The organism is Cellulomonas fimi ATCC 484 (assembly GCF_000212695.1).
Classification (GTDB): domain Bacteria; phylum Actinomycetota; class Actinomycetes; order Actinomycetales; family Cellulomonadaceae; genus Cellulomonas; species Cellulomonas fimi.
On the sequence record NC_015514.1, the window covers coordinates 1,591,980 to 1,604,299 of the forward strand.

Below are 12,320 nucleotides of genomic sequence, written 5' to 3' on the forward strand. Positions count from 1 at the left end.
CCGCGTGCGGCGCGGGCGGGACGCACCCGTCCGCGCCGCACGGCCCGGCAGCACCGAACCGACGAGGGGGAGACGTGACCGACCCGACCAGCAGCACCAGCACCGTGACCGCGCAGCGCCCCGACGGGCCGCCCGCCCCGCACCCCGACGACGAGGCCGCCCGCCGACTCGACCGCGCGCACGTCTTCCACTCGTGGTCCGCGCAGGCCCACCTCGACCCGCTGGTCGTCGCCGGCGGCAGCGGCGTGCACGTGTGGGACCACGCGGGGCGGCGCTACCTCGACTTCTCCAGCCAGCTCGTCAACACGAACATCGGGCACCAGCACCCGCGCGTGGTCGCGGCGATCCAGGAGCAGGCCGGGCGTCTCGCGACGATCGCGCCCTCGACCGCGGCGCTCGTGCGCGGCGAGGCCGCCGAGCGGGTCCTCGCGCACGCGCCCGCCGGGATCTCCAAGGTGTTCTTCACCAACGGCGGCGCCGACGCCAACGAGAACGCGATCCGCATGGCGCGGCTGCACACCGGCCGCGACAAGGTCGTCTCGCACTACCGCTCCTACCACGGCAACACCGGCGCGGCGGTCGTCGCGACGGGCGACTGGCGGCGCGTGCCCAACGAGTACGCGCGCGGCCACGTGCACGTGTTCGGCCCGTACGCCTACCGCTCCGAGTTCTGGTCGACGAGTCCCGAGCAGGAGGCGGAGCGCGCGCTGCACCACCTGGAGCGCGTCATCCAGTCCGAGGGTCCGGCGTCGGTCGCCGCGATCCTGCTGGAGACGATCCCCGGGACCGCGGGCGTGCTCGTCCCGCCGCCCGGGTACCTGCCCGGCGTGCGCGAGATCGCCGACCGGTACGGCATCGTGCTGATCCTCGACGAGGTCATGGCCGGGTTCGGCCGGACCGGTCACTGGCTCGCGCTCGACGCGTTCGACGTCGTGCCCGACCTCGTGACCTTCGCCAAGGGCGTGAACTCCGGGTACGTCCCCGCGGGCGGCGTGATGATCTCGGAGGAGATCGCGCGCACGTTCGACGAGCGCGTCTTCCCCGGTGGGCTCACGTACTCGGGCCACCCGCTCGCCATGGCGGCGATCGTCGCGTCGCTCGACGCGATGGCCGACGAGGGCGTCGTCGCGAACGCCGCCGCCGTCGGGCGCGAGGTCCTCGCCCCCGGCCTGGCCGCGCTCGCCGAGCGCAACCCGCTCGTCGGCGACGTCCGCGGGCTCGGGGTGTTCTGGGCGCTCGAGCTGGTGCGCGACCGCGCGTCCCGCGAACCGGTCGACGCCGCGACCATGGGCCGGATCAAGGCCGGCGCGCTCGCGCGGGGGCTCCTGCCCTTCGTCGCCGAGAACCGCGTGCACGTCGTGCCGCCGTGCGTGATCGGCGCCGCCGACGCCGCGACCGGGGTCGAGATCCTGGGCGACGTGCTCGACGCCGTCGCCGCCGACGTGCTGTGATGCGCGACGGCCGCCGCCGCGCCCGCACGACCACCGGCACGACCGCCAGCACCGGCACCACCGCCAGCACCGCCAGCACCGTCAGCACCAGGGAGTCCGCATGAGCACCGCCCCCGCCCGCACCCGCCGCGCCGTCGTCACCGGCGCCTCGTCGGGCATCGGCGCCGCCACCGTCCGCCGCCTGCGCGTCGAGGGCTGGGACGTCGTCGCCACCGCCCGTCGCGCGGACCGGCTCGAGGCGCTCGCGGCCGAGACGGGCGCGCAGGCGTTCGTCGCCGACGTCACGTCCGACGACGACGTGGCCCGGCTCGCCGCGCACGTCGCCGCGACGGGCGGCGTCGACGCGCTCGTCAACAACGCGGGCGGCGCGCTCGGCCTGGACCCCGTCGAGACGGCCGACCTCGAGCAGTGGCGCACGATGTACGACCTCAACGTGCTCGGCACGCTGCGCGTGACGAAGGCGTTCCTGCCGCTGCTGCGCGAGCGCGGCGAGGGGGACGTCGTCGTCGTGACGTCCACCGCCGCGCACGGCGCGTACGAGGGCGGTGCCGGGTACACGGGCGCGAAGCACGCCGAGCGGATGCTCGCCACGACGCTGCGCTGGGAGATCGTCGGCGAGCCGATCCGGGTCGTCGAGATCGCGCCCGGCGCGGTCGCGACCGAGGAGTTCTCGCTCGTGCGGTTCGACGGCGACGCCGAGCGCGCGGCGGCGGTGTACGAGGGCTACCTGCCGCTCGTCGCGGACGACGTCGCCGACGCGATCACGTGGGCGCTCACCCGGCCGCCGCACGTCAACGTCGACCTGCTGGTCGTGCGCCCGCGCGCGCAGGCGCACAACACGAAGACGGCGCGCACGGGCGTCTGAGCCGGGCAGCCGGGCCGCGGCGGCAACCACGCCGGCGCCCGCCGCGGGGCGCCGGCCCGGATGCGTCTCGCGATGCAGGACGCGGACGACGCGCCGGGCGGCGTCGAACACCGGTTCGTAGGGTGGACGGGTGCCCCCCGCCCCCTCGACCGGCACCGGTCGTGCCACCCCGCGCGCGATGCTGCGCCTGCTCGACTGGGCGCGGCCGGCGGTCCCGCGCGTCGTCCTCGGCGGCTGCACCGCCCTCGGGGCGAGCATGCTCGCGCTCGCGGTGCCGCAGGTGCTGCGCGGCATCGTGAACGGCCCGCTGCTGGACGCGTCCGCCGGGCACACGCGCGGCGTCGTGCTCGGCGCGCTCCTCGTGCTCGTGCTCGGGGTCGTCGAGGCCGTGCTCGTGTGGTCGCGGCGCGCGCTCATCCTCACGCCCGGCACGACCGTCGAGCGCGAGATGCGCACGTCGCTGTTCCGCCACCTGCTCGACCTGCCGGTCGCGTTCCACGACCGCTGGTCCGGCGGGCAGCTGCTGTCGCGCGCGATGTCCGACCTGGGCACGATCCGGCGCTGGATGGTGTTCGGGCTCGTGATGCTGCTGGTCAGCGCGACGACACTCGTCGTCGGGCTCGTCCTCATGCTCGCCACGAGCTGGCAGCTCGGGCTCGTCTACCTCGTGGGCGCCGTGCCGATGGTGTGGCTGAGCTTCCGGTTCCGCACCGGCTACCGCGACGTCGCCCGCCGGGCGCGCGACCAGGCGGGCGACCTCGCGACGACGGTCGAGGAGTCCGTGCACGGCATCCGCGTGCTCAAGGCGTTCGGTCGGGGCGACGACGCGCTCGACGACTTCGTGCGGCAGGCCGACGAGCTGCGCGCGACCGAGATCCACAAGGCCCGCACGCTGTCGCGCGTGTCGTTCGCGCTCGGCGCGCTGCCCGAGGCGGTGCTCGCGGTGTCCCTCGCGGTCGGCGTCACGCTCACGGCGCGCGGCGAGCTGAGCGTCGGGGCGCTCGTCGCGTTCTTCGCGACCGCCGCGGTCGTCAACCAGCCCGTCGAGCGCCTGGGTGCGCTGCTCGCGATGACGCTCGACGCACGCGCCGCGACCGACCGCTACCTGCAGGTCGTCGACACCGCCTCGACCGTGACCGACCCGCCCGCGCCCCGCACGCTGCCGCCGCCCGGGCCGCGCGGCGCGCGCCTGGAGCTGTCGGGCGTGCGGTTCGCGCACGGCCACGGCGACGACGTGCTCGCGGGCGTCGACCTCGTGGTCGAGCCGGGGGAGACGGTCGCGCTCGTCGGGCTCACGGGCAGCGGCAAGACGACGCTCCTGCAGCTCGTGCCGCGCCTCTACGACGTGACCGGCGGCAGCGTGCGCATCGACGGTGTCGACGTCCGCGACCTGACGCGGCAGGACCTGCGGCGAGCGGTCGCCGTCGCGTTCGAGGACCCGATCCTGTTCTCGACGAGCGTGCGCGAGAACGTCCTGCTCGGCGTCGACCCCGACGACGCGACCGACGACCGGCTCACGCGCGCGCTCGACGTCGCCCGCGCCGACTTCGTGCACCGGCTGCCGCAGGGCGTCGACACCGTCATCGGCGAGGAGGGCCTGAGCCTGTCCGGCGGGCAGCGGCAGCGCGTCTCGCTGGCGCGCGCCATCGCGGTGCGCCCGCGCGTCCTGCTGCTCGACGACCCGCTGTCCGCGCTCGACGTCACGACGGAGGCCGAGGTCACGCGCCGCCTGCGCGCCGAGCTCACGGGCACGACGACCCTCGTCGTCGCGCACCGCCCCTCGACGGTCGCGCTCGCCGACCGCGTCGCGGTGCTCGAGGACGGGCGCATCACGGGCGTCGGCACGCACACCGAGCTGCTCGCGCACCACCCCCACTACCGGTTCGTGCTCACGGCGCTCGCCGCGTCGGACGAGCCCTGGACCGACGACGAGCCCGTCGGGACGGAGGCGGCCCGGTGAACGCGACGACCGTGCAGGTACCGGCCGGCGCCGGCCCGGAGGCGGACCCGCGCGCCGTGTCCCGGGCCGTGCGGCGCCGCTCGCTCGCGCTCCTGCGGTCGCTCCTGCGTCCGGTCGCCCGCCCGGTGTGGGGGACCGTGGCGCTCGTCGTCGGGGCGCAGCTCGCGGCGGTCGCGGGTCCCGCGCTCGTCGCGTACGGCATCGACCACGCGCTGCCCGCGCTGCGGGACGGGAACGGGGCGCCGCTGACCGCCGTCGCCGGCACGTACCTGGTCGTCGCGGTGCTCGGGGGGTTCCTCGCCGCGGCCACGGTCCGCGCGTCCGCCCGCGCGAGCCAGGCGATCCTGCTCGACCTGCGTCGGCGCGTCTTCCGGCACACGCAGCGCCTGTCCCTGGAGTTCCACGAGCGCTACACGTCGGGGCGCATCATCAGCCGGCAGACGTCCGACCTCGACGCGGTCCGCGAGCTCCTCGACGGCGGCGTCACGACGCTCGCCGCGGGCGCGCTGTCGATGACGTTCACGGCCGTGTCCCTCGCGGTGCTCGACTGGCGCAGCGGGCTCGTGCTGCTCGTCGCCGTCGTGCCGGGCGTGCTGCTGAGCCGGTGGTTCCAGCGCCGGTCGCAGGCCCAGTACCGCACGAACCGGACCGCGGCGGCACGCACGATCGTCCGGTTCGTCGAGACGATGACGGGGATCCGCGCGGTGCAGGCGTTCCGCCGTGAGCCGCAGGTGCAGGCCGCCTACGACGAGCTCGCGGAGGAGTACCGGCGCTCGAGCGCGGGGTCGATCCGGCTCAACGGCTGGTTCGACTCGGGCCTCGTCCTCATCGGCAACGTCACGCTCGCCGGCGTGCTGCTCGCGGGCGGGCTGCGTGCGCTCGACGGCGACCTGGCCGTGGGCGTCCTCGTCGCCGCGGTGCTCTACGCGCGCCGGTTCTTCGCGCCGCTGCAGCAGATCGCGATGTTCTACAACGCCTTCCAGTCCGCGACCGCCGCGCTCGAGAAGGTCGCCGACCTGCTGGCCGAGGAGCCGTCGGTGCCGGACCCCGCGCACCCGGTCCGGCTGCCCGCCGCCCGCGCCGAGGTGCGGTTCGACGGCGTCGAGTTCGGCTACGGCGACGGCCCGGCCGTGCTGCACCGTCTCGACCTGCACGTGCCGTCCGGGCAGACGGTCGCGCTCGTCGGCGCGACCGGCGCGGGCAAGTCGACCATCGCGAAGCTGCTGGTCCGGTTCTACGACGTCCGGACGGGCGCGGTGACGATCGACGGCATCGACGTGCGCGACGTCGACCCGGTCGACCTGCGCCGCGCGGTCGTCATGGTCACGCAGGAGGCGTACCTGTTCTCCGGGTCGGTCGCCGCGAACATCGCCCTCGGCCGCCCCGGCGCGACGCGCGGCGAGGTCGAGGCGGCCGCGCGTGCGGTCGGCGTGCACGACCTCGTCGCGTCCCTGCCCGACGGGTACGACACCGAGGTCGACAAGCGCGGCGTCCGGCTGTCCGCCGGTCAGCGTCAGCTCGTGTCGTTCGCGCGCGCGTTCCTCGCGGACCCCGCGCTGCTGGTGCTCGACGAGGCGACGAGCTCGCTCGACGTCCCCGGCGAGGTGCTCGTCCAGGAGGGCCTGCGCACGCTGCTCGCGGACCGCACCGCCGTCGTGATCGCGCACCGCCTGTCCACGGTCATGGGCGCCGACCGGGTTCTCGTCGTCGAGGACGGGCGCGTCGTCGAGGACGGCAGCCCCGCCGACCTCGTCGCGACCGGCGGGCGGTTCGCCGACCTGCACGCCGACTGGCAGCGCTCGCTCGACCGAGCCTGACGGTCTCGTCCGGGCGCCACGCCAGCGCACCGGGCCGCTCCTCACCCGGGACCTGCGGGCAACGTCGCGGCAACGAGCGCCGCCTACCCTGACGGCATGGCGATCACCGAGGCAGCACCCGGCCAGGAGGTCCCCGCGGACCGCGAGAACCTCGACTGGGCGACCTTCGGCGTCGCCGTCCGCGACCTCGCGCAGGCCGTCGTCGACTCGGGATTCGTCCCCGACCTCGTCGTCGCCGTCGCCCGCGGCGGGCTGCCCCCGGGCGGCGCGATGGCCTACGCGCTCGGCACCAAGTCCGTCGGCACGCTCAACGTCGAGTTCTACACGGGCGTCGACGAGCGGCTCGACGAGCCGCAGCTGCTGCCACCGCTGCTCGACACCGACGCCCTGCACGGCCTGTCCGCGCTCGTCGTCGACGACGTCGCCGACACCGGCGAGACGCTCGCGCTGGTCCAGCGCCTCATCGCGGCCCACTGCGCCGAGGCCCGCACCGCCGTGCTCTACGCCAAGCCCCGCTCGGTCGTCGACCCCGACTACGTCTGGCGCCGCACGGACCGCTGGATCACGTTCCCGTGGTCGGCGGAGCCGCCGGTCACGGCCGCGACGGGGAGCTGACGGCACGGGGCGGTCGCGACGTCCGACGCGAGCGGCAGACGTGCCGTCGTCCGCGCGTCACGGGCGCACGGCAAGCAGCGCGAGGGCCGTGACGACGCACTGCCCGACGAGGACGAGCGGCACGAGCCGCCGGTCGAGAGCCACGAGCCGCCGGACCCGTACCGCTCCGAGAGCCCCGACGACCGCGAGCGCCGCGATCCAGCAGCCTGCCCAGAGCTGGCGCGACGCGGTGTCGCAGGCCCTCGGCACCGGGAGCACGGCAGCGCAGACGCCACCGTGCGGCACGTACGAGGCTGCCACCCAGACCGAGACGGCACCGCCGACCGCGAGCGCGACCACCGCGGCGGCGAGCAGGGACGTGGACCGAGTCCGGCTAGGCGGGCCCTCGCCGGTTGCCGTCACATCACGAGGTTAGCGAGCCCGGGAGCCACGCCCGGCGCCGCCTGGGGGTGCCCTGCGGTCCCGGTGGTCGGGATCGGCGGACAGGTCGTCACCGGGTCGTCACCGTCGACGCACGGCGACGTGCTCAGGCGCCGCCCAGGCCTTCCTCACGGGCGCGCAGGATCGCGGCGGAGCGGTCGGGCAGCGACAGCTTGGTGAGGACGTTCGCGACGTGGTTGCGGACGGTCTTCGGGCTCAGCGACAGGCGGCGGGAGATGACGGCGTTGTCGCGACCGGCGGCGACCAGGTCGAGGACCTCGCGCTCGCGGTCGGTGAGCTGCGGGAACGGCACGCGCGTGGCGGTGCGGCCACCCAGCACGTAGGCCATGGCGCGCTGCGCGACGGCGGGGGACAGGATCATCTCGCCCGCGGCGACGGCCCGGACGGCGCGCTCGACCGCGTCGGGCGGGGCGGACTTCACGAGGTAGCCGCGGGCACCGGCGCGGACCGACGCGACGACGGCGTCGTCGTCCTCGTGCATCGTGACGACGAGCACCGCGAGGCCCGGGCGGGCGGCGAGGAGCTCGCGTGTGAGGTCGACGCCCGAGCCGTCGCCGAGGTCGAGGTCCATGAGGACGACGTCGGCCTCGACTGCTCCGGCGAACAGCGCGCGCGCCTCGGCGGCGGAGGCCGCCTGACCGGTGACGCGCAGGCCGGGCAGCGACTCGAGCAGCGCGGCCATGCCGATGCGGAAGACGGGGTGGTCGTCGACGAGGACGACGCGCACGCTCACGCGGGGACCTCCGCCGTGGTGCCGGCACCGCGCGGCGGCGCGGGCTCGTGCGCGGTGGCCCCCGGCACGAGCGGCAGCACCGCCCGCACGCGCGTCCCGCCGCCGGGGCGCCCCTCGACGAGGACGTGCCCGCCGAGCTCGTCCGCGCGCTCGCGCATCGACCGGGTACCCACGCCGGCGATCCGGTCGGACGACAGTCCACGGCCCCTGTCGTCGCAGGTCAGGGTGAGCAGGGAGCCGTCGACGGCGACCGTGACCACGCACCCGGCGCCGCCGCTGTGCCGCGACGCGTTGGTCACGGCCTCGCCGGCGATCCCGTACGCCGCGGCGGCCACGCGCGCGTCGAGCACGTCGAGCGCGGGGTCGTCCGCCTCCACGTGCACGCCGAACCCCGAGGCGGCGGTGCGTCGTGCGAGGTCGTCGAGCGCGGCGCGCAGACCCTGCTCGTCGAGCACGGGCGGCAGGAGGCTGCGGGACAGCAGCCGCACGTCCTCGACCCGCTGCGCGACCTCGGCCCCGAGCGCGTCGAGCACGGCGGCGGCCGCGGCGGGGTCGCGGTCGAGGGTGTTGCGCGCGCCCTGGAGCCCGAGGCGCAGCCCGGTGAGCCAGGGGCCGATGCCGTCGTGCAGCTCGCGCCGGATGAGGGTGCGTTCGGCGAGGCGCGCGCGGGTCGCGGCGTCGCGGGCGCGGACGAGGTCGGCGGTGCCGAGCGCGAGCGCGACTCCGGCGGCGACGACGGGGGACAGGTGGTCGAGCGCGTCGGTGGTGCGCGCGTCGAGGCGCTCCCCGGGGCGTGCGGTGACGGTCAGGGTCCCGACCGGCTGCCCGCCGTGCTCGAGCGCGCGCTCGACCGGGTCGGACGTCGGGACGCCCCAGGAGGCTGACAGCCCGTCGCGGACGCCGTGGACGGCGACCGACTCCAGCCGCAGCGCCTCGCCGAGCGCGCCCGCGAGCCCGCGCAGGAGGTCGTCGGTGTCCGCGGCCGCGGAGAGCTGCCGCCCCACGCGCAGCGCCGCGCGCCCGGGCGTCGCCGCCTCGCCGTAGACGAGCACGCGCACGCGGCGCCCGAGCCAGCCGTGCACCGGCTGGACAGCGACCGCGACGCCCACGGTCGCGAGCACCTGCGCCACGGCGCTGCTGCCGACGAGCGCCCCGGCGGCGACGAGCACGGCCGCGTACACGAGCGCCAGGCCCAGCGTGAGCAGGGCCGCGACCGACGCGCGGCTGACGGCCAGGTCGATGCCCCACAACCGGTTGCGCAGGACCGTCGTGAGCAGCGCGACGGGGAACAGCGCCTGGCACGCGAGGTGCACGAGCGGGACGGCGAGCACGATCTCGAACGGCGTGTCCGCGAACGCGAGCGGCAGGAACGACACCGCCATGAGCGCGACGCCGAGCGCGAGCAGACCGAGCCCGGGTCGCTCGGCGGCAGGCCCGCGGACGCGCCGCCACCAGGTCGCCGCGGCGGTGAGCAGGCCGACGGCGACCGTGAGCAGGACGGTCGCGGTGTTGTCCGACATCGGCAGCAGCAGACGCTGCAGCGTGAACCCGACGGTGGTCGCGATGCCGAGCCCCAGCCCGGACCGCGCCCACGCACCGGCCCGCGTCTCGCGCACGAGCCACGGCACGACGAGGAAGAGCGCGAGCGTGCCCGGCACCCACGCCCAGCTGACGAGCGACTCGACGCCCGGCAGCGCGGGCAGGGTCGGGTGCGTCGAGGAGTAGGCGCCCCAGCCCCCGCCGACGGTCGCGAGCGCCCCGCCGAGCCCGGTGACGGACACGAGCCAGCCGACGGGGTGCGCGCGGCGCGCGACGAGCACCGCGCCGACCGTGCCGTAGACGAGGCCGACCATCGCGTCGACGGCCGAGAACAGCAGGTCAGGGGTCACCGGCACGCCCGCGGTCACCAGGAGCAGCGCGCCCGCGAGCGTCAGCACCCACGCGACGAGCACGAGCGCGACCGCGGTCCGGGGTCGGCCGCCCGGTCGGGTCGCAGGTGTCGCCATGGCGTCACCGTAGGGGGAGGGGTGCGCGCGCGGGTACGCCCCCGCCCGGGTGAACCGGACGGGGGCGTCCACGTCGAGCGCGGGCCCGACGCGAGCGGCGGGCACGTCAGCGCCGGTCGCCCAGCGCGAAGCCGAGCGCGACGACGAGCAGCCAGATCGGGCCGACGAACCCGGACAGGTACTGCAGCGGCGAGATGCCCGTGAGCACCGTGAGGCCGCCGAGCACGACGCTGACCCACCCGATCCACCTCGGCGCCGCGGCGTGCCGCAGCGAGGCGACGCCCAGGGCGAGTGCCGAGAGGCCCGCACCGAGCCACAGCCACGGGATCGTCGCGACCCAGTCGGTGTAGAAGGCGCCGGACTCGGGGACGATCATCGAGGTGTCCGCGAACGCGAACGTGAACTGCGTGTCGAGGCCGCTGCCGAGCAGCAGCGCCGCGGCGGTCAGGACGAGCCCCGTCGCGGCGACCATGCCCTGCAGCGACCCGGCGGGAGCCTGCTGGTCGAGGCGGCGGCGCAGACCGGCCGCGAACACGGGCAGCAGGACGACGGTCAGCGTCGCGAGCACGTGGAAGACGAGGAAGGCCGACTGCTTGGTCGCCGCATCCTCGAGGATCGCGACCGGGTCGCCCGCGACCTTCTCCCAGTCGGTGGACGTCGCCATGGAGGCCTGGATCGCCGCGACGCCGAGGGCGCCCGCGGCGACGCCGGTCCACGCCCAGGCGCGGCTCGTCGCCGGGCCGCGGCGCGTCGGGGTGGCCGTCGGGTCGGCGGTGGTGCTGGTCATGCGGGTGCTCCTTCGTCTCGGCGCCGGCGTGGCGTGCCGGCGGCTGGAAGGAGACTCGGCGGGCGGTGCGCCCGGGCACCAGGGCGTGGAGCCCGGGTGCCCGGGCGGTTCGACCGGGCGTGCGCGTCAGAGGTGCCGGGCCGCGTACTCGTGCAGCGCGTCGCGGACGAACGTCGCCCCCGGCTCGCCGCCGTAGTTCTTCGCGAACCGCGGGTCCGCCACGTACATGTCGGCGAGGCCGACGACGTACTCCCGGACGGGGGTGCTGCCGGCCCCGGGCGTGCCGGGGATGCCGCCGAGCCACGCGACGTGACGCCGCGCGAGCTCCTGGGCCTCGTCGGAGACGGGGTCGACGCCTGCCTCCGCGGCGGACGCCCAGTCGCGCGCGAGCGTCGCGCTGCGCTCCTGGAACGCCGTGCGCTCCGCGTCGGACATGCCGCGCCACCAGGCGTCGGACTGCGCGTACGCGTCCTTGCCCCAGCGCTGCTCGACCTCGTCCTGGTACTGCGTGTGGTCGAACCCGTCGAACATCTGGTCGGCCATGATCGGTGCTCCTTCCTGCCGTGCGGTCAGGGTCCGGACGACGGACGCGGCCTGGCGCCCGAGCCGCTGCTGCTCGCTGCGCAGCCAGTCGAGGTGCCGCCGCAGCGCGGCGGTCTCGTCGGTCTCGCGGTCGAGCACCCGGCCGATCTCGGTGAGCCCGAGGCCGAGGTCGCGCAGGAGCAGGATCCGCTGGAGCCGCACGAGGGCGTCCTCGTCGTACCAGCGGTACCCGTTCTCGCCGACCCGGCTGGGCTCGAGCAGCCCGATCTGGTCGTAGTGCCGCAGCGTGCGGCTCGTGGTGCCCGTCAGCCGGGCGACCTCCTGGATCGAGGCCTCCACCGCGTCCCTCCCGTTCCCTGTGTGGTCCTGATCCACGGTAGGAGTTGACGCAGCGTCAAGGTCAAGCGGTCAGACGACCGCGTCGGCACCGAGCCGGGCGAGCAGCGCGGCGCGCAGCGCGTCCGCGGTGCCGACGACCTCCAGCGCACCCGCCGCCGCGAGCTCGCCGGGTGCGGCGTAGCCCCACGTCACCCCGATGCAGCCGACGCCGTGCTCGCCCGCGCCGTGCACGTCGTGCTCGCGGTCGCCGACCATGAGCGTCGTCGCCGGGTCGTGGTCGGGCGCGGACGCCAGCGCGCGCGCCACGACCTGGGCCTTCGACGTGGACTCGTCGAGCGAGGTGCCGAAGATCCCGTCGAGCAGCGGGGTCAGACCCAGGTCGCCGCAGATCGGCACCGCGAACGCCTCCGGCTTCGCGGTCGCGACGAGCAGCCGGATCCCCGCCGCGCGCAGGTCGCCCAGCAGGGCGGGGATCCCGTCGAACACCGTGGCGTCGTGCCGGCCCGTCGCGGCGTAACGCTCCCGGTAGGCCGCGACCACGTCGGGCACGAGCTCCTCCGGCACGCCGTGGCGTCGCAGGCTCTCCCAGATCCCCGGCCCGACGAACGAGCGCAGCGTGGCCGCGTCGGGTGCCGGCAGCCCCACGGAGCGGTAGGCCGCGGCGACGCACGCGGTGATGCCGGGGGCGGAGTCGACGAGCGTGCCGTCGAGGTCGAGCAGGACCAGGGGAGCGGGCATGCGGGTGATCCTCTCGCGGCCGTGG

Annotated in this window: 11 protein-coding genes; 5 read left to right on the forward strand and 6 right to left on the reverse strand. The window is 76.0% G+C overall.

The window, feature by feature from the left end:
- Window positions 1-74: 74 nt before the first annotated feature.
- The 5 genes from CELF_RS07365 (at window position 75) to CELF_RS07385 (ending at window position 6,708) form a co-directional block, all read left to right on the forward strand.
- The gene (locus CELF_RS07365; RefSeq protein WP_013770623.1) at window positions 75-1,451 is read left to right on the forward strand and encodes an aspartate aminotransferase family protein; all 1,377 of its coding nucleotides are present in this window, start codon (window positions 75-77) and stop codon (window positions 1,449-1,451) included.
- 100 nt (window positions 1,452-1,551) lie between these two features.
- Window positions 1,552-2,316, forward strand: coding sequence for an SDR family oxidoreductase (locus CELF_RS07370; protein WP_013770625.1), 765 nt, complete (start codon window positions 1,552-1,554; stop codon window positions 2,314-2,316).
- Window positions 2,317-2,494: 178 nt separating this feature from the next.
- Window positions 2,495-4,276, forward strand: coding sequence for an ABC transporter ATP-binding protein (locus CELF_RS20785; protein ID WP_013770626.1), 1,782 nt, complete (start codon window positions 2,495-2,497; stop codon window positions 4,274-4,276).
- Entirely contained in the window at window positions 4,273-6,093 is a 1,821-nt protein-coding gene (locus CELF_RS20790) for an ABC transporter ATP-binding protein (protein ID WP_013770627.1), read from the forward strand. Before CELF_RS20785 ends, CELF_RS20790 begins: the two co-directional genes overlap by 4 nt.
- 96 nt (window positions 6,094-6,189) lie before the next feature.
- The gene (locus CELF_RS07385) at window positions 6,190-6,708 is read left to right on the forward strand and encodes a phosphoribosyltransferase (protein ID WP_013770628.1); all 519 of its coding nucleotides are present in this window, start codon (window positions 6,190-6,192) and stop codon (window positions 6,706-6,708) included.
- Between the two features lie 57 nt (window positions 6,709-6,765).
- Here CELF_RS07385 and CELF_RS07390 read toward each other — a convergent pair whose 3' ends face one another.
- The 6 genes from CELF_RS07390 to CELF_RS07415 all read right to left on the reverse strand — a co-directional run bounded on the left by CELF_RS07390 (window position 6,766) and on the right by CELF_RS07415 (window position 12,295).
- On the reverse strand, window positions 6,766-6,957 hold the full coding sequence (locus CELF_RS07390) for a hypothetical protein (RefSeq protein WP_126297685.1): 192 nt from the start codon (window positions 6,955-6,957) through the stop codon (window positions 6,766-6,768).
- 277 nt (window positions 6,958-7,234) lie between these two features.
- Complete coding sequence (locus CELF_RS07395; protein WP_013770630.1) at window positions 7,235-7,882, reverse strand: response regulator; 648 nt, start codon at window positions 7,880-7,882, stop codon at window positions 7,235-7,237.
- Window positions 7,879-9,888 (reverse strand): sensor histidine kinase, encoded by a 2,010-nt coding sequence (locus CELF_RS07400; RefSeq protein WP_126297686.1) that lies wholly within the window; start codon window positions 9,886-9,888, stop codon window positions 7,879-7,881. Before CELF_RS07400 ends, CELF_RS07395 begins: the two co-directional genes overlap by 4 nt.
- Before the next feature lie 106 nt (window positions 9,889-9,994).
- Entirely contained in the window at window positions 9,995-10,675 is a 681-nt protein-coding gene (locus tag CELF_RS07405) for a hypothetical protein (protein WP_013770632.1), read from the reverse strand.
- Between the two features lie 126 nt (window positions 10,676-10,801).
- Window positions 10,802-11,557, reverse strand: a complete 756-nt coding sequence (locus CELF_RS07410) for a MerR family transcriptional regulator (RefSeq protein WP_013770633.1) — start codon at window positions 11,555-11,557, stop codon at window positions 10,802-10,804.
- A 69-nt stretch (window positions 11,558-11,626) separates the two neighbouring features.
- Window positions 11,627-12,295, reverse strand: a complete 669-nt coding sequence (locus CELF_RS07415) for an HAD hydrolase-like protein (protein ID WP_013770634.1) — start codon at window positions 12,293-12,295, stop codon at window positions 11,627-11,629.
- Window positions 12,296-12,320 lie beyond the last annotated feature (25 nt).